This is a genomic window from Plantactinospora sp. WMMB782, from assembly GCF_049179135.1.
Taxonomy (GTDB): Bacteria; Actinomycetota; Actinomycetes; order Mycobacteriales; family Micromonosporaceae; genus Plantactinospora.
The window spans coordinates 3,329,082-3,345,050 of the sequence record NZ_JBMHMC010000007.1 but is presented as its reverse complement, the minus strand read 5'-3'; the positions used below and the strand labels follow the sequence as shown (position 1 = coordinate 3,345,050).

Here is a 15,969-nt window from a genome sequence, read left to right as displayed (position 1 = left end):
AGATGGCACCGCAGTTCGGACAGCGCCTGCCGGCCGGTGTCACCGATCAACCGGAGCGGGGCGCCGCCGGACCGAGGAGATCGCGGGCCGCCCGACGGCCCGCCCGACCGGCCGTCCAGCACCGCCCGAGCGGGGCGGCCGGTTCAGTCGTTGAGGAAGCCGGAGATGCGTTCGCGCAGGTCGGCGCGGTGTGTCCAGAGCAGGCCGGGTCGGTCGTAGACGTGCAGCGTCGCCCCCGGCAGCGTCTCGGCGAGCTGCTCGGCGACCGCGACCGGATGCAGGTCGTCGCCGGCAGAGCCGATCACCAGGGTACGGGCGGTGACCGCCGCCAGCGCCGAGCGCTGCCGGACGGCGACCTGACCGGCCAGATTCGCCAGCCCGGCGGCGAGACCGTCCCGGGTCAGCTGGTCCACCCGCTGCCGCAGGTAGGCCCAGCCGGCCGGGGTGTTCCGCACCGCCGGTGGCACCTCGAAGGCGACCGCCTCGGCCACCTCGGCGGCGTCGCCACCGCGTACCGCGGCGAGCAGCTCGGTGAGCCGCCGCCGGGCCACCTCCGGACGGGGTTCGTCGAGTACGGCCGGCAGCACGAAGACCGCCCGCTCGAAACGCTCGGGGCTCTCCCAGAGCAGCCGGCAGAGCGCACCGGCGCCGAGGCTGATCCCGAGTGCCCGGCTGGCGCCACCGAGATCGGCGACGGCCCGAAGGTCGCGGGCCAGGTCGGCGTAGCTCCACGCGCCCTCGGGCGCCTCCGAGCGGCCGTGCCCACGGAACTGGAAGAAGATCTTGCGCCCGTTCACCGCGCTGCCCAGCGGCCGGGTGGTGGAGATCCCGGTGCCGAGCCCGTGCGCGAAGACCGTCACCGGTTCACCGTCGCCGGTGACCAGCCGCTCCAGCCGTACGCCGTGGGGCGTGGCGATCAGCTCGGTCTCCGGGTCGGGCAGTGCCGGCCGGCCGCTGCGCGGCGCGGTCGGCCCCGGGCCGTACGTCCGTGGCCCGCCGTCGGGCGGCGGTGGCCAGCGGAAATCTCTCACCAGAAGCCTTTGCCGTCGGTCAGGTCACGAAGTCCGACCCGGACGTCGAGCAGATAGATCAACGCCGCCGCGATGCCGATCAGCGCGAACAGGTTGAGCGGCCGGTAGAGCAGCAGGGTGAGCACCAGGCAGACGGCCAGGATGGCGACCCAGGCTCCCTTGGGGAGGGTGCCGATCGCCGGGAAGGCGTCGGACCGTTGGGTGACGCAGTGCACGAGCGCGACGCCCTGGATCACGAGGGCGAAGACGATCAGCACCAGGTTGATGATGAAGACGACGTCGTCGAAGAAGAGCGGCGCGGCTGTGCCCATGGCGGAAAGCTTATGCCGGTGACCCCGGGTGCGTGCCACTTGGCGCACCCGGGCGGGGCCACCGGCGACTCCCGAGGCAGCCCGGCGGTCGTTTCCGGTGGCCGCCGGCTGCCTCGTCCTCGTCGTGCCGGGAGCTACTTCTCGGTCGCCGGGCGGGTGCGCTTGGCGGCCGGACGGGTCGACTTCGCCGCCGGCCGGCGCTTCACCGCCGGGGTGCTCGGGGCCGTACCGGTGGCCTCGGCCGTACCGGTGGCCTCGGCCGTACCGGTGGCCTCGGCTGCCGCGGCCGGCTCCTTGACCTGCTCGACGACCTCGGCCGGGGTGGTGCTCAGCGCCGGCTGCCCGGCGGCGGTCACCGCCGGAGCCTCGGTGGCGGCCATGTCCGCGTTCACGGTGTCGGCGGCCTGCACGACACCGGAGCCGACCACCCGCTCACCCCGGGCGACGAGTTCACCGTAGACGGCGACGGCCCGCTCCTGGGCCGCCTGGGCGCCGGCCACCACAACCGCGGCGTTGCGGATGGTCGCCTCCCGCAGCCGGTCGAGGTCCAGCTCCCCCTTCGCGGCGCGGTGCCGCAGGTTCGCCGCGCCGGTGTTGGCGCTGCGCAGCGTCAGCACGGCCTTCTCGCGCAGCTCGGCGGTGGTCGTCACGGCCTTCTCGCGCAGCTCGGAGCGGGTCGACTCCGCGCCGAGCCCGGTGACCACGGCGGGCAGCCTGCGCAGCTGCTGGAAGGCGAGTTCGCCGGCACCGGCCACCGCGTAGAGCGGGGCGGGGATCCGGGCGGTTCGGGGCTGGGTCATGACTTTTCCTCCTCGTCAGCGGCCGGGGTGTCCGTCGGGGTCGACGGCGCGGCCTTCCTGACCGCCTTGCGGGCGGTCTTCCGTGCGGCGGCCGGCGGCGTGGAACGCTCGCCGGGCCGGTTTCCGGTCGGTGGTGCGGCGGCGCCCGCCTCGGTCACCGCCACCGATTCGAGTACGGCCTCCGCCGGATTCCCGCTGCCGGCCGGGCCGGCGGCTCCACTGGCGGCGGTCGCCGGAGTGGCGGCGGTTGCCGGGGCGTCGGCGGGATCCGGGTCGGCCGGCACGTCGGCGTGCCGCAGGTTCTCCCGGCGGAACGTCTCGTAGATCTGGCTCAGCGACTGTTTCTGCGACATCGTCAGGTCCGGGTCGGCCGCGATGGCGGCGAGGACGCCCTGCCCCTCGCGGTCGTCGAGCAGCCCGGCCCGCAGGTACATGGCCGGGGTGGAGACCCGCAGGGCGCTGGCCAGCTGCTGGAGTACCTCCGCGCTGGGTTTGCGCAGCCCGCGTTCGATCTGGCTCAGGTAGGGGTTGCTCACCCCGGCCTGCTCGGCCAGTTGCCGCAACGAGATCTTCGCGCCGCGGCGCAGGTCACGGATGAAGCCGCCGATGTCCCGCGGAAGGTCCTTCGGATTGGCCATGTCTCGACGGTAACCAGCGCTGCTTGCTCCTGCAAGCAGAACGCTTGCCAAAGTTAGCAATAGTTACCGGCGTCACCAGCGGGCGCGTACCGCCCCGACGATCTCGCCGCCGCCGTGCAGCGGGGACTCGGCCAGCTCGTCGAGGACCGGAGCCTCCACCGACAGCCGGCGCAGCGCCGAGACCAGCACCGGCATCAGGGCTCGCGACGCCCCGTCGTCGATCTTGACGGCCACCGCGCCGGCCCCGGGCACCGCCACCGCGACCACGCCCTCCGCGCCGCTCTTGGCGAGCAGCCCGGGAATCCCGGCCATCAGCCGGGTGTCGTACGCCTCCGGGCCGGTGCCGGCGACCATCTCCGGGTACCCGCGCATCGCGTCCGCAACCGTCCGGGCCGCCGAACCCGGCTCGGCCGAGACCAGCCGCAGGTACGCCCGGGCGAGCCCGACAAGCGAGACCGCGAGCAGCGGTGCACCGCAGCCGTCGACCCCGACCGCCGCCGGTGGCTCACCGGTGAACTCCTCGACCGTCGCGGTGATCCGCTGCTGGAGCGGATGCTCCGGACGCCAGTACCCGGCCACCGGCCAGCCGGCGACCTGGCAGCTGAGCAGCATCCCGACGTGCTTGCCGGAGCAGTTCATGTGCAGCCGGGAGGGCCCACCGCCGGCCCGCAGCAGGGCCTCCCGGGCCGTCCCGGAGATCGGCAGGTCCGGCGGGCAACGCAGCGCGGAGGGGTCCAGCCCGGTACGCCGCAACAGCGCACCGACCCGCTCGACGTGCCGGTCCTCGCCGTGGTGACTGGCACAGGCGACGGCCAGGTCGGCACCGGTCAGCGGCAGTCCCGCCCGGAGCATCGCGACCGCCTGGAGCGGCTTGTTCGACGACCTCGGGAAGACCGGGCCGAGTACGTCACCTGCCTCGGCGCGTACCGCACCGGTCGGGTCCAGCAGCACCACGGAACCCCGGTGCGCGGACTCCACGAAGCCGGACCGGACCGCCTCCACCAGCGGTACGCCGCCGTCGTAGCTCTCGCCCATGGTCGCGGACGGTACCCATCGGGCCGACGTGACGGCCCGGCACCCCTCACCGCTGTGCCGCGAGTCCCAACAGCTCACGCGCCTGCGCCGGGCGGAGCGGCGGGCGCTGGGCGAGCTGGGCCAGCCCGACCGCGCGGGCCACCAGTTGCATGTTCGACTCCACCGGACGCCCCTTGGCGTAGGTGATGGTGTCCTCCATGCCGACCCGCAGGTGCCCGCCGGCCGAGACCGAGGCGAGCATCACCGGGATGGTGCTCCGGCCGATGCCGGTGGCCGAGAACGTCGTCCCGGCCGGCAGGTCCCGCAACGCCTGGCAGCAGGCGACGAGCGCCTCGGTGCTGCCCGGCATGCCACCGGGCACCCCCATCACGAAGTCGACGTGCACGTGCCCGCCGGCCGGCAGGCCGTACCGGTCGAGCAGCCGGCGCAGCGCGGCCAGGTGACCGAGGTCGAAGATCTCGTACTCCGGCACGACGCCCCGGTCCTGCATCCGGGTGTGCAGGTCGACGACGAACTTCCAACGGTTGAGGAAGACGTCGTCGCCGAAGTTGACGGTGCCCATGGTGCAGGAGGCCATCTCCGGGCCGGCGTCGAGCACCGCCAGCCGGTCGGACTCCGGGTCGGTCACCGCGCCACCGGTGGAGAGCTGCACGATCAGGTCGGTGCCCTCCCGCAGCGCGGCCACGGTCTCCCGCAGCCGACCCGGGTCGAGGGTGGGCTCGGCCCGGTCGTCCCGGACGTGCACGTGGATCACCGCCGCACCGAGCGCCTCGCACTCCTTGGCGGTGAGCACCAGTTCGTCGAGGGTGACCGGCAGGGCCGGGACCTCCGCCTTCGCCGACTCGGCCCCGGTCGGCGCCACCGTGATCAACGTGCCCGTCATGCCGGGATCCTAGCCGAGGCGCCCGTCGACAAACGCCGCCAGCAGGGCCGGGACTACTCCGGGTCGATCGCCGCGGCCGTGCCCTCGACCAGCAGTTCCGCGCTGTCGGGTACCGACCGCTTCAGCACGGCCAGCGCGACCGGACCCAGTTCGAAGTGCCGGACCGCGGTACCGACGAAGCCGACCGTACGCCCGCCGGCGGTGACCGGGGCGCCGGCCGTCGGCAGCTGGTCGCTGGTCACCCCGTCCAGGTGCAGCAGCACCAGCCGGCGCGGCGGACGACCGAGGTTGTGCACCCGGGCCACCGTCTCCTGCCCCCGGTAGCAGCCCTTGTCGAGGTGTACGGCCGAGGCCACCAACCCGACCTCGGACGGGATCGTCCGGTGGTCGGTCTCGAAGCCGACCCGGGGCAGCCGGTGCGCCACCCGCACCGCCTCGTACGCCCACAGCCCGGCGACCGGTGTGCCGGCGACGACGAGCGCGTCGACCACCTCCGGCACGCTGGCCCGGGGCACCAGCACGTCGACCCCGAGCCGGACCCGACGCGCCCAGCCGCCGCCCGGAAGCGTGCGGACGTCGTACACGACGCTCGGTCGGGGTGGCACGGAGCCGGCGGCGAACTTCGGGCCCGGCACCCCGAGCAGGTCCGGTTCGGCCAGCCCGCTGACCCCGAGCGCGGCGACCGCCTCGCCGGCGCCCGGCCCGACCAGGGAGAGCAGCGCCCAGTCGGCGGTGGCGTCCCGGGGGTCGACCCGGGTGAAGAAACGCATCTTCTCCAGATAGCCGAGGAGTCCCGTGGTGTCGCCGGGCTCGGTGTCCAGCCAGGTCGTCTCGCCGTCCTCGGCGACCATGGCGTGCTGCTCGACGTGCCCGTGCGGGGAGAGCACCAGCAGCTCGCTGCCCTGGCCGGCGCGCAGCGAGGCGAGGTGCTGGCTGGTCAGGGTGTGCAGCCAGCCGGTCCGCTCGGCCCCGGGTACCGCGATGACGCCCCGGTGCGACCGGTCGACAAGCCCCACGTCGGTGGCGAGCAGCCGCTGCTCGCGGATCGGATCGCCGTAGTGCGCGGCCACCGGGCCTACGCCGGCCGCCGCGTGCGCCGGCTCCGGCTGGTCCCGGGTCTCCTCGTCGATCGCCTCGGCAGCCACCGCACCCGCGATGTCGATCATTACCGACGCTCCTCGCGCTCCATTACCGCCGCTCCTCGCAGTCGCTCCGGCCGCAGACGCCGAAGAGCGCCACGTGCCCGATGTCGACCTGGAAGCCCCGTTCCGCCGCGAGTTTCTCGGTCAGCGGCCCGAAGACCTCCGGATCGACCTCGTCCACCGCCCCGCAGATCCGGCAGACCAGGTGCACGTGGGCGTCCTCGCCCGCGGCGTGATAGGTCGGCGACCCGTGGGACAGGTGCGTATGGGTAACAAGTCCGAGGCGTTCGAGTAGTTCCAGGGTCCGGTAGATCGTGGTGATGTTCACTCCGGCGGCGACCTCGCGGACCGCCGAGTGCACCTGCTCCGGGGTGGCGTGCCCGAGCTCCAGCACGGCATCGAGGACCAACTGTCGCTGCGCCGTCAACCGCAGTCCACGGGAACGCAGCATCTCCGCAAGTGACGATTCCGACACCGACAAAGCATAGTGCGCGTCGGCCGGGGGCGACCGGTCGGCGGCTACCCTCGGCGCCATGTCGAACGAACGGCGGGTCGTCGCCGTACTCGGCCGGGGGTTGGTGCCGGCCGACGAGCCGGTGATCCGGGTGGACGACCGGGGAATGCTGCGCGGCGACGGGATCTTCGAGAGCATGCACGTCCGGGCCGGCCGGCCCTGGCTGCTCGACGCGCACCTGGACCGGCTGGCCCGGGCGGCGACGACACTGCGACTGCCGCTGCCTCCGGTGGCGGAACTGCGCGACCTGCTCGACAGCGCCTGCGCCGAATGGCCGGCCGACGCCGAGGGCCGGCTGCGGCTGATCTGCACCCGGGGGCCGGAGGACGACACCGGGCCGACCGTCTACGCCATCCTCTCCGCGGTGCCGGAGGCGTCCCGCCGGGCCCGCCGGGACGGCATCCGGGTGGCGACCCTGCCGCTCGGGGTCGCCGCCGACGCCCGCACCGGGCGGCCGTGGCTGCTCGGCGGTCTGAAGACCACGTCGTACGCGCTGAGCGAGGCCGCCCGGCGCTGGGCCGCCGCGAACGGCGTCGACGACGTGCTCTGGACCTCGACCGACGGGTACGCCCTGGAGGGGCCGAGCGCCAACCTGGTCTGGCTGTCCGGCGAGCGGCTCTGCACCGTGCCGGCGGAGCAGACCGGGATCCTGCCCGGGGTGACCGCCGACTGGCTGCTCCGGCAGGCCGACGAGCTGGCCTGGAAGGTCGAGCACCGGCTGGTCACCCCTGCCGACCTGCACACCGCCGACGGGGTCTGGTTCACCTCCTCGGTACGCGGCCTCGCCGAGGTCCGCGAACTCGACGGTGTCCCGTTGCCCGCCTCGCCGCACACCGCCGTCCTGGCCGACCTGCTCGGCTTCCCCGTCCCGGGGCACTGACCGGCGCGTCGAGCGGCGCGGGTCAGCCGCCGACCCGGACCAGCCGGGCGGAGAGGTGCGGGGAGAGCGGGTGCCCGACCGCCGCCATCTCCTGCGCGTAGAGCAGCGCCCCCTCGACGATGCCGTACAGCCGGTGCCCGCCGGTGACCTCCTTGGCGGTCGCGGTACGCACCACCGCGTCGGTGGCGATCTCCACCCGGGTGCCGGTGACCTTGCCGAGGTGCAGCTCCATGATCCCGGTCGGGGTGGTCAGCAGCACCTCCAGCTCGTCGGTGCCCCTGCCGTCGGCGTCCAGCACCGCCCGCCACCAGCCGACCTCACGCCCGGCGGGGCGGACCGGGCGGCTCTGCTCGTCCAGGATCCAGGCCCGCGACTCGTAGTAGAGGAACGGCCGCCCGTCGTGGGTGATCCGGATCTCCTGGGCGTAGTCGAAGTCCTCGATGCTGGGGAACCCACCCCGCCCCCGCCCCCGCCACAGCCCCACGTACGGCAGCAGGCCGAGCAGCGCCGGGTGCAGGTCCGGCCCCTTACGCAGGTCGTACGTCTCCTCGTACGGGTACGGCTCGACCGGCGGCGCGTTCAGCCAGGGCGGCGGCCCGATCGGGTTGTCGCTCACGATTTCCCTTCCATCGGTGACTGCGGGGCTCGCAAACCCGGCTCACTCCTCGCACTCACCAACGATCCTTACGTTCGTGACTGCGGGGCTCGCAAACCCGGCTCACTCCTCGCACTCACCAACGACCTCTTGAAATTCGCACGGCCAGGTAGACCACGTAGCCGGCGAGCGCGCCGAAACCCGCGACCAGCAGGCTGACGAACCCGATCTCGGTAACCATGACGGGTAGATCCTATGCTGACGGCATGGCACGCACCCTGGTCGTCAAGGCCACCGCCGGATCGGATTCGCCGGAACGCTGCGCGCAGGCGTTCACCGTGGCCGCCACGGCGGCCGCTTCCGGGGTCGAGGTGTCGCTGTGGTTGACCGGCGAGTCGAGCTGGTTCGCCCTGCCTGGCCGGGCCGAGGAGTTCGAGCTGCCGCACTCCGCACCCCTGGCCGAGCTGCTGCACGTGATCCTGGCCGGCGGCCGGGTCACGGTCTGCACCCAGTGCGCGGCGCGTCGGGAGATCGGCGAGGCCGACGTACTTCCCGGGGTGCGCATCGCCGGGGCGGCGGTCTTCGTCGAGGAGGCGGTTGCCGACGGCGCCCAGGCGCTCGTCTACTAGCCTCCCGCCACCCACGCCCGGTCCGCAGAACCCGGCGTCAGCGCTCCACTACTAGTCGCACAGGTAAAATCACTGACAGTAACATCACGCCCGATCGGACTCCATCTAGCGTGAGAAATCAATATTTCTCACCCCGGGAGTGGACATGTGGCGCAGAAACCTGCTGTTGACCGCGTCGGTCGTGCTGGCAGTCGTGCTGGGCGGACCTGCGCCGGCCCGGGCCGGCGGAGCTGACGAACCGATCCTGGGTGACTTCAACGCCGACGGCTTCGAGGACGTGGCGGTGCTCGGCTCGGTCTCGCCGAACCTCTGCTCGACGATCACCCAGTACGGCTCGGCGACCGGCGTCTACCTGCCGCCCATCGTCAACGTCTACCTCAGCCCGAACGGCAGCAGCAGCCCGAACTGCCCTGACCTGGGCACCGCGGTCGACGTGGACGACGACCCGGCCGACGAGCTGTGGATCGGCTGGTCCCAGGGGCCACCGGGGCACCTGACCTTCAACCGGCTGGTCCTCCAGCCCCCGACCTTCCTCCCGTCCGCCTACTACACCTCGACGATCAACCGTCCGGTGCTTCTCGACACGGGCGCGTTCAGCCGCGACGGCCGGGAAAGTCCATACGCCACCGGACCCGGCGGCCTGCTCAGCTACATCATCGACGGTAGTCAGGTCACGCCCGGCCCGGTGGCCTACTGCTCCGTCGACACCCCGACGGCCCAGCTCGCCGACTGGAACGCCGACGGCATCGAGAGCGTTCTGCTCGCCTACACCCGGGACTGCGCCGACGACAGCAACGGTGTCGTGGAGATCCGTCAGGACGGCACCGTCCGCCGCCTGGAGAACGACCCGACCGGCCGCACCACCTGGACCGCACGGGTGATCGACGCCGACGGCGACCGCTATCCCGACGCGAGCACGACCAACCAGGCCACCGGGGAGGTCAGCCATTTCGTCAACACCGGCGCGGCGGGCGGCTTCCTGCTCACCAGAGCACCGGACGCGAACACCGACCGGATCTCACTGGCCAGCGACAAGGCCCTCGCGATCGACGTACTCGGCAACGACTTCACCAGCCGCGACGCCGAAGTCCTGATCACCAACGCGCCCCGTTACGGCACCGTCCAGGTGCTCAGCGACCGGCGGATCCTCTACCGCCCGGCGTCCGGTCACGGCCAGACCGACCGGTTCACCTACCAACTCGTCGAACGGGGCAGGCGAAGTTCCGCGACCGTCTACCTCACCTTCCCCCGCCGATCGGGATGAGGATCATCCAGCGCAGGCGGTCGAGTCCGGTCACTGTCCGCAGCCGGAGCTGACCGCGACCCGCGTCCGGTCGGCGCCGCTCTCCACCACCACGCTCGTCGGGCCGCTGCGGTAGGCGTACAGCTCGGTGCCGTCGGCGACCACGACGGCGCCGGCCGGGCGGGACAGCGCGGCGCTCGGCGGTCCGGCCGGCGTGCCCCGGCCGGTGGCCTGCGCGGTCCAGGTGGTGCCCTGTCCGGGGCAGGGCGCGGCGACCAGCCCGACCATTGTCGGCTCGGTCGCGCCGAGCGCGGCGAGCAGCTGGAGCGGGTCCGGCCCGCCCGGCAGCAGCAGCGGCCCGGCCCGGATCCCCGGCTCGTCGGAGACCGGGCGGCAGCCGGTGGAGACGGTCAGCTCGACCACCCCGGGACCGGCCTGCCCGCCGTCGATCGCCACGAACTCGCCCGCGTCGGCGCGCAGCGCGTGCACGCTTCCGTCGGCGCTGTGCCGGACCACGGCCCGGTACGCCACCGGCAGCCGGTCGGCGATCCGGTCCAGCAGGGCGGGTACGTCCGCGTCCGGGGCGTACAGCACGACCGAGGCGTCCAGCGAGGCGCCGTCCCGCACGACCGTCAGTTCACAGCCGTCGGTGACCCGTCGTTCGGCGATCTGGGCGACGACGTCCGGGCCGGCGGCCGCGACGAGTTCGCCGAGCGCCCGGTCGACCACCGGCCCGGCCTGCTCGACGGTGCGTTGCTCCTTGACGGTCGGCTCGTCCCGGTAGACGGAGACGGCGGTGAGCGCCAGCAACAGCACCACCCAGCCGACCAGGCCGACGAGCAGCCAGCGCCGCCACCGGGACGGGGGCGGAGGGTCCGGCTGGCCGGGCCAGGTCGGTGCCGGGGCGTCGATGCTCACGCCCGCCATGGTGGCACGGCGGTCGTCGGGGGTCAGTGTCCAGGGGCGAGCCGGTAGCCGACGCCGCGGACGGTCTGCACCTGCGGCCCGCCCTCGACGGCCCGCAGCTTGCGGCGCAGCCGTTTCACGGCGGAGTGCAGGATGGCGGTGTCGCCGAGGTAGGCACCGCCCCAGACCGATCCGAACAGCCGCTCGTACGTCCACACTCCCAGCGGTGCGCTGGCCAGTCGGGCCAGCAGTTCACGTTCCAGCCGGGTCAGCGCCAGCGGCTCGCCGCGCCAGGTGACCAGGTGGCCACCCGGGTCGACGGAGAGGTCACCGAGGCTCACCGGCCCCGGCTCGACAGGTGTCCCGTTGCCGACGGCCGGGAACAACATCGCTCGCAACTCGGACAGGTCCGAACAGATGACGACAGTGCCGAAGTCGTCGAGTCGTCGGACCACCCGCTCCCGCACCGCGACATCCGTGGACACGCACACGACGAGCGGGACTTCTCCGTTTGCCACCTCGCTCCACTCCTCCCCCGTCGACTGCGGGCCCTAGCCAAACGGGTTTGACCGGGCGAGTCAACAGCGACGCTAACCGATGTAAGGCAATCGGCTTCCTGCTGACCGACATACGCCTAGTTACTGCCTAGATACTGGCCGACATCGGGCATTGATCACTACCCCGGATCAGCCAGAGCATTACTCCAAGCCGATGTGGGGGGCGCTGTCCGTGAGCAAACGTCGGACCCACGCGTGCCGGCAGCGCCGGACGACCCGGAGCTGGCAGGAAAAGGCTCCCGAGACGGCTCGGGACGCCGACCAGTGGGGGAGGAACCATGCCGCATCGATCCGGACGGAGCCGGGCTGACCGGCCGAGACGTTGGCGTCTGTTGGCGGCGGCGGCCGCCGTGCTGCTCGGGGTCACCGCACAACCCGCGGTCGCCACCGCGGCCGGGCCCGAGGCGGAGGTGAGCCGGGAACTGCTCGCCGAACTCGCCGCCGAGGGCAGCACGACGTTCACCGTCTACCTGCGGGAACGGGCCGAGCTGAGCGGGGCGGCACGGGTCGCCGACGCCGACGACCGGGCCAACGCGGTCTACCGGACGCTCACCGCCACCGCCGAGCGCAGCCAGCGTGACCTCCGCGCCGACCTGGACAAGCGGGGTGCGGAGTACCGGTCGTACTGGATCGCCAACGTGCTGCGGGTGACCGGCGACCGCGCCCTGCTCGACGACATCGCCGCCCGGGAGGACGTGCAACGCATCGATCCCGCTCGTAACTACGAACTGATCAGACCCGCACCGTTCCGGGCCACCACCGACGCGGGCACGAACACGGCCGAGTGGAACGTCACGAACATCGAGGCGCCCCGCGTCTGGTCCGAGTTCGACACCCGGGGCGAGGACGTGGTCGTCGCCAACATCGACAGCGGTGTGCAGTTCGACCACCCGGCGCTGCGCGGCTCCTACCGGGGCAACACCGGCAGCGGTTTCGACCACGACTACAACTGGTTCGACCCGGCCGAGGTCTGCGCCAGCGCGGCGCCGTGCGACAACAACGGCCACGGCTCGCACACCATGGGCACGATGGTCGGCGACGACGGTGCCGGCAACCAGGTCGGCGTGGCACCTGGCGCGAAGTGGATCGCCGCGAAGGGCTGCGAGACGAACAACTGCTCCGACGGCTCACTGCTCGCCGCCGGCCAGTGGGTGCTCGCCCCGACCGACCTGAATGGGCAGAATCCCCGGCCCGACCTGCGCCCGGACGTCGTCAACAACTCGTGGGGCGGCGGCCGCAACGACGAGTGGTACAAGCAGACAGTGACCGCCTGGCGGGCGGCCGGCATCTTCCCGAGCTTCTCCGCCGGCAACGACGGGCCGGGCTGCAACACCACCGAGAACCCGGGCGACTACCCGCTGACCTACGCGGCCGGGTCGTACGACGTCAACAACAACATCTCCAGCTTCTCCGGCCGGGGCGTGTCCAGCATCGACGGTTCGGTGAAGCCGAACATCGCCGCACCGGGCAGCAACGTCCGGTCCAGCCTGCCCGGCAACGGCTACGGCACCGGCAACGGCACCTCGATGGCCGCCCCGCACGTCTCGGCCACCGTCGCGCTGATCTGGTCGGCGGCACCCGGCCTGAAGGGCAACATCCCGGCCACCGAACGGCTGCTCGACGACACCGCCACCGACGTGGACGCGCTCACCTGCGGCGGCACGGTCGACGACAACAACACCTTCGGCGAGGGCCGGCTCAACGCGTACCAGGCGGTGCTGGCGGCGCCGCGCGGCGACTCGGGACGGGTCACCGGCACCGTCACCAGTGCCGCCACCGGGGAGCCGGTCGCCGGTGCGCAGGTGCGGGCCGGCGAGATCGGCACCGTCACCGACCCCGACGGCAGGTACGCCCTGGTGCTGCCGGTCGGCACCCACGAGCTGACCGCCGCCGGGTACGGTCTCGTCCCCGGCACCGCCACCGTGACGGTGGCCCAGGGCGACGTACTCACCCAGAACTTCGCCCTGGCATCCGCCCCGATGGTCACCGTCAACGGCCACGTCACCGACGGTTCCGGACACGGCTGGCCGCTGTACGCGAAGATCACGGTCTCCGGCCGCCCCGGTGGCCCGGTCTTCACCAACCCGGCGACCGGCGCGTACTCGTTCACCGTCCCCGGCGGCGCCACCTACCGGCTCGACACCACGGTCGTCTACCCCGGTTACCGGCCGGTCAGCACCGAGGTGGCGGTCGGCACCGCCGCGAGGACCGTGAACGTCAGCCCCACGGTGCTGCCGGCCTGCACCGCCGCCGGCTACACCGCCGGGATCAGCGACCCGCTGCTGACGGAGAGCTTCGACGGCACCTCGGCCCCGGCCGGCTGGTCGGTGGTGAACCGCACCGACTCCGGCGGTTGGGCGTTCGACGACCCGGCCGGCCGGACCAACCTGACCGGCGGCACCGGCAACTTCGCCATCGTCGACAGTGACGCGCTGGGCAGCGGCAACACCCAGGACACCGACCTGGTGACGCCGCCGCTGGACCTCTCCGGGACCGGCGCGCCGCTGCTGCGCTTCAACAGCGACTGGCGGGCGGTCGGGATCAGCGACACCGCCGACGTCGACGTCTCCACCGACGGCGGCGGCAACTGGACCAACGTCTGGCACCAGACGGTCAGCCGGCGCGGCCCACGGGTCGAGGAGGTACCGCTGGACGCGGCGGCCGGCGCCTCGGACGTCCGGGTGCGGTTCCGGTTCAATGGCACCTTCGCCTGGTGGTGGCAGGTGGACAACGTCGCTCTGGTCAACCGGACCTGCACCCCGAAGCCGGGCGGCCTGGTCGTCGGCTTCACCACCGACGCCAACACCGGCGACCCGTTGAACGGGGTGACGGTGGTCAGCGACAACCAGCCGGCCGACAAGGGCGTCTCGGCGGCGACCCCGGACGACCCGAACATCCCGGACGGGTTCTACTGGCTCTACTCCAGCCTGACCGGCGCGCAGCCGTTCACCGCCGGCCTGGCGCCGTACCGGTCGGCCGGCAGGCAGGTGACGGTGGTGGCGGACGACGCCAGGCGGGCCGACTTCGCGCTGAAGGCGGCCCGGCTGACGGTCACCCCGACGAACCTGGAACTGCACCAGCCGTACGGCAGCACCCGGAACGTCACCGTGAAGGTCACCAACACCGGCAACGCGCCCGCCACGGTCCGGTCGCTGGAACGGGGGGCCCGGTTCAGCGAGCTCTCGGCAAAGGGCGCGGAGCTGGTGGAGTACAAGATGAAGGGGCTGAGCAAGGGTCGGACCGGGACCGCCTACGGGCCCGGCACCGGCACCGCCGCCGCGGCGCCGCAGGTCGACGACGCGTGGACCCGGGTGGCGAACCTGCCGGCGGCGATCTTCGACAACTCGGCGGTGACCCTGGACGGCAAGGTCTACTCGATCGGTGGCGGTGCCGACACCGGCAACGAGCGCAAGAGCTGGGTCTACGACCCGGCGACGAACGTCTGGACGGCGCTGCCGGACATGCCCACCGCACGGTCGAAGCCGGCGGTCGCCGCGTTGAACGACCGGATCTACGTGCTCGGCGGCTGGGGCGCCGGTGACGCCCCGGTGGACACGGTCGACGTCTTCGATCCGGCGACCCGCACCTGGACCACCCTGGCCGGGGTGACCAATCCGGCGCCCCGGGCGGCGGCGGCGTTCGCGACCAGCGGCGGCAAGCTCTACGTCGTCGGTGGCTGCGGCGACAACGAGTGCTCGGTGGACACCGCCGACGTCACGGTCTTCGACCCGATCACCGGCACCTTCGGCAGTGCCGCCGACTATCCGCAGGGCTCCTCCTGGATGGCCTGCGGCGGCGTCGGCGGGAAGGTCTACTGTGCCGGCGGGGTCGGCGCGGTGGAGTTCAGGAACGGGTTCGTCTACGACCCGGCCACCGACGCCTGGGCCCCGCTGCCGGACATGCCGCTGGACCTGTGGGGTGCGCAGTACGCGGCGGCCGGCGGCATGCTGGTGCTGGCCGGTGGCGCCACGGCGGCGTCGACCACCCTCACCAACCGGACGATCGGCTACGACCCGGTGGCCGGCGCCTGGGTGAACCTGCCGAACGCGCAGTTCGCCCGCTACCGGGGGGCCGGCGTCTGCGGGGCGTACAAGGTGGGTGGCTCGCCGAGTTCGTTCGTCGGGTCGGCGGAGACCGAGCGGCTCGGCGGGCTGGAAGCCTGCCTGGAGGCGGGCGAGGCGTCCTGGCTGAGCACCACGCCGGACAGCTTCACCCTGGCCCCCGGTGCGTCCCGGACGGTCACCGTCACCCTGACCGCCACCGCGGCGGCCGGGGTCGCCCAGCCCGGCACCTACAGCGCCGAGCTGGGCCTGGTCACCGACAGCCCCTATCCGGTACCGGTGGTCGCGGTGGAGATGAACGTCTCCCCGCCCGGCAGCTGGGGCAAGATCCAGGGTACGGTCCTCGGCCGGACCTGCGGCGGTGCCGAGGTGGCCCTGCTGGCGACGGTCCGGGTCAACCCGGTCGCCGACCCGTCCGCCGGCCACACCCTGACCACCAGGGACAAGGGGTTGTACTCCTGGTGGCTGCCGAAGGGCCGGTACGACGTGATCGTCGCCAGGGACGGCTGGGTGCCACAGGTGAAACGGCAGCAGATCCAGGCCAGCCTGGTCAGCACGCTCGACTTCACCCTGGAACCGGTGAACCCGTGTCCGGCCCGGCTGGGCGGGATCTGACCGGCGGGTCGCGCCGGGTGCCGACCCGGTGACCGGCGAGCGGCGGCGCCCGCCGTCCCCGAGTGGGGGCGGCGGGCGCCGCCGTTGCCGTCCGGCGCCCGCCCGGTGGCGGCGGGTCCGGGCGGTACG

The 15,969-nt window shown here is 72.9% G+C and carries 16 protein-coding genes; 4 read left to right on the top strand and 12 right to left on the bottom strand.

The window, feature by feature from the left end; translation table 11 throughout:
• Positions 1-143 precede the first annotated feature (143 nt).
• From ACN28A_RS17330 to ACN28A_RS17295, 8 genes are all read right to left on the bottom strand, one after another.
• A complete protein-coding gene (locus ACN28A_RS17330; RefSeq protein ID WP_421396461.1) occupies positions 144-1,031 on the bottom strand; it encodes an alpha/beta fold hydrolase in 888 nt (295 codons plus the stop codon).
• Positions 1,028-1,342 carry a DUF2516 family protein gene (locus ACN28A_RS17325; RefSeq protein ID WP_278065705.1) on the bottom strand — a complete coding sequence of 105 codons (315 nt, stop codon included), beginning with the start codon at positions 1,340-1,342 and terminating at the stop codon, positions 1,028-1,030. The genes ACN28A_RS17330 and ACN28A_RS17325 overlap by 4 nt, the downstream gene beginning before the upstream one ends.
• A 134-nt stretch (positions 1,343-1,476) precedes the next feature.
• On the bottom strand, positions 1,477-2,142 hold the full coding sequence (locus ACN28A_RS17320; RefSeq protein WP_421396459.1) for a hypothetical protein: 666 nt from the start codon (positions 2,140-2,142) through the stop codon (positions 1,477-1,479).
• On the bottom strand, positions 2,139-2,780 hold the full coding sequence (locus tag ACN28A_RS17315) for a helix-turn-helix domain-containing protein (protein ID WP_421396458.1): 642 nt from the start codon (positions 2,778-2,780) through the stop codon (positions 2,139-2,141). Before ACN28A_RS17315 ends, ACN28A_RS17320 begins: the two co-directional genes overlap by 4 nt.
• Positions 2,781-2,852: 72 nt before the next feature.
• A complete protein-coding gene (locus ACN28A_RS17310; protein ID WP_421396456.1) occupies positions 2,853-3,815 on the bottom strand; it encodes an asparaginase in 963 nt (320 codons plus the stop codon).
• A 46-nt stretch (positions 3,816-3,861) separates the two neighbouring features.
• Positions 3,862-4,698 (bottom strand): 3-keto-5-aminohexanoate cleavage protein, encoded by an 837-nt coding sequence (locus tag ACN28A_RS17305; protein WP_421396455.1) that lies wholly within the window; start codon positions 4,696-4,698, stop codon positions 3,862-3,864.
• A gap of 53 nt (positions 4,699-4,751) precedes the next feature.
• Entirely contained in the window at positions 4,752-5,864 is a 1,113-nt protein-coding gene (locus tag ACN28A_RS17300) for a YgfZ/GcvT domain-containing protein (protein ID WP_421396453.1), read from the bottom strand.
• Between the two features lie 22 nt (positions 5,865-5,886).
• Entirely contained in the window at positions 5,887-6,315 is a 429-nt protein-coding gene (locus ACN28A_RS17295) for a Fur family transcriptional regulator (protein ID WP_421396451.1), read from the bottom strand.
• A 58-nt stretch (positions 6,316-6,373) separates the two neighbouring features.
• Between ACN28A_RS17295 and ACN28A_RS17290 the strand changes: the two genes are divergently transcribed.
• Positions 6,374-7,234: an aminotransferase class IV gene (locus ACN28A_RS17290; RefSeq protein ID WP_421396449.1), complete on the top strand. Its 861-nt coding sequence runs from the start codon at positions 6,374-6,376 to the stop codon at positions 7,232-7,234.
• A 22-nt stretch (positions 7,235-7,256) separates the two neighbouring features.
• Here ACN28A_RS17290 and ACN28A_RS17285 read toward each other — a convergent pair whose 3' ends face one another.
• Complete coding sequence (locus tag ACN28A_RS17285) at positions 7,257-7,853, bottom strand: heme-binding beta-barrel domain-containing protein (RefSeq protein WP_421404456.1); 597 nt, start codon at positions 7,851-7,853, stop codon at positions 7,257-7,259.
• A gap of 112 nt (positions 7,854-7,965) precedes the next feature.
• Complete coding sequence (gene mtfM / locus ACN28A_RS17280; protein WP_421396448.1) at positions 7,966-8,070, bottom strand: small membrane protein MtfM; 105 nt, start codon at positions 8,068-8,070, stop codon at positions 7,966-7,968.
• Positions 8,071-8,095: 25 nt separating this feature from the next.
• Between mtfM and ACN28A_RS17275 the strand changes: the two genes are divergently transcribed.
• Positions 8,096-8,458: a DsrE family protein gene (locus ACN28A_RS17275; protein WP_421396447.1), complete on the top strand. Its 363-nt coding sequence runs from the start codon at positions 8,096-8,098 to the stop codon at positions 8,456-8,458.
• A gap of 145 nt (positions 8,459-8,603) precedes the next feature.
• Positions 8,604-9,722 carry an Ig-like domain-containing protein gene (locus ACN28A_RS17270; protein WP_421396445.1) on the top strand — a complete coding sequence of 373 codons (1,119 nt, stop codon included), beginning with the start codon at positions 8,604-8,606 and terminating at the stop codon, positions 9,720-9,722.
• A 30-nt stretch (positions 9,723-9,752) separates the two neighbouring features.
• Here the strand turns inward: ACN28A_RS17270 and ACN28A_RS17265 are convergent, their stop codons facing one another.
• A complete protein-coding gene (locus ACN28A_RS17265; RefSeq protein WP_421396444.1) occupies positions 9,753-10,628 on the bottom strand; it encodes a hypothetical protein in 876 nt (291 codons plus the stop codon).
• A gap of 23 nt (positions 10,629-10,651) precedes the next feature.
• Positions 10,652-11,125 (bottom strand): winged helix-turn-helix domain-containing protein, encoded by a 474-nt coding sequence (locus ACN28A_RS17260; RefSeq protein WP_421396443.1) that lies wholly within the window; start codon positions 11,123-11,125, stop codon positions 10,652-10,654.
• A gap of 317 nt (positions 11,126-11,442) precedes the next feature.
• Between ACN28A_RS17260 and ACN28A_RS17255 the strand changes: the two genes are divergently transcribed.
• Positions 11,443-15,840, top strand: a complete 4,398-nt coding sequence (locus ACN28A_RS17255; RefSeq protein ID WP_421396442.1) for a S8 family serine peptidase — start codon at positions 11,443-11,445, stop codon at positions 15,838-15,840.
• Positions 15,841-15,969: the final 129 nt, after the last annotated feature.

What these genes read in the sequence shown, in the direction of transcription:
- ACN28A_RS17325 (WP_278065705.1), bottom strand. Translation starts at nt 1,342, where the DNA reads ATGGGCACAGCCGCGCCGCTCTTCTTCGACGACGTCGTCTTCATCATC.
- mtfM (WP_421396448.1), bottom strand. Translation starts at nt 8,070, where the DNA reads ATGGTTACCGAGATCGGGTTCGTCAGCCTGCTGGTCGCGGGTTTCGGC.
- ACN28A_RS17300 (WP_421396453.1), bottom strand. Translation starts at nt 5,864, where the DNA reads ATGATCGACATCGCGGGTGCGGTGGCTGCCGAGGCGATCGACGAGGAG.
- ACN28A_RS17275 (WP_421396447.1), top strand. Translation starts at nt 8,096, where the DNA reads ATGGCACGCACCCTGGTCGTCAAGGCCACCGCCGGATCGGATTCGCCG.
- ACN28A_RS17315 (WP_421396458.1), bottom strand. Translation starts at nt 2,780, where the DNA reads ATGGCCAATCCGAAGGACCTTCCGCGGGACATCGGCGGCTTCATCCGT.
- ACN28A_RS17255 (WP_421396442.1), top strand. Translation starts at nt 11,443, where the DNA reads ATGCCGCATCGATCCGGACGGAGCCGGGCTGACCGGCCGAGACGTTGG.
- ACN28A_RS17320 (WP_421396459.1), bottom strand. Translation starts at nt 2,142, where the DNA reads ATGACCCAGCCCCGAACCGCCCGGATCCCCGCCCCGCTCTACGCGGTG.
- ACN28A_RS17270 (WP_421396445.1), top strand. Translation starts at nt 8,604, where the DNA reads ATGTGGCGCAGAAACCTGCTGTTGACCGCGTCGGTCGTGCTGGCAGTC.
- ACN28A_RS17305 (WP_421396455.1), bottom strand. Translation starts at nt 4,698, where the DNA reads ATGACGGGCACGTTGATCACGGTGGCGCCGACCGGGGCCGAGTCGGCG.
- ACN28A_RS17265 (WP_421396444.1), bottom strand. Translation starts at nt 10,628, where the DNA reads ATGGCGGGCGTGAGCATCGACGCCCCGGCACCGACCTGGCCCGGCCAG.
- ACN28A_RS17310 (WP_421396456.1), bottom strand. Translation starts at nt 3,815, where the DNA reads ATGGGCGAGAGCTACGACGGCGGCGTACCGCTGGTGGAGGCGGTCCGG.
- ACN28A_RS17290 (WP_421396449.1), top strand. Translation starts at nt 6,374, where the DNA reads ATGTCGAACGAACGGCGGGTCGTCGCCGTACTCGGCCGGGGGTTGGTG.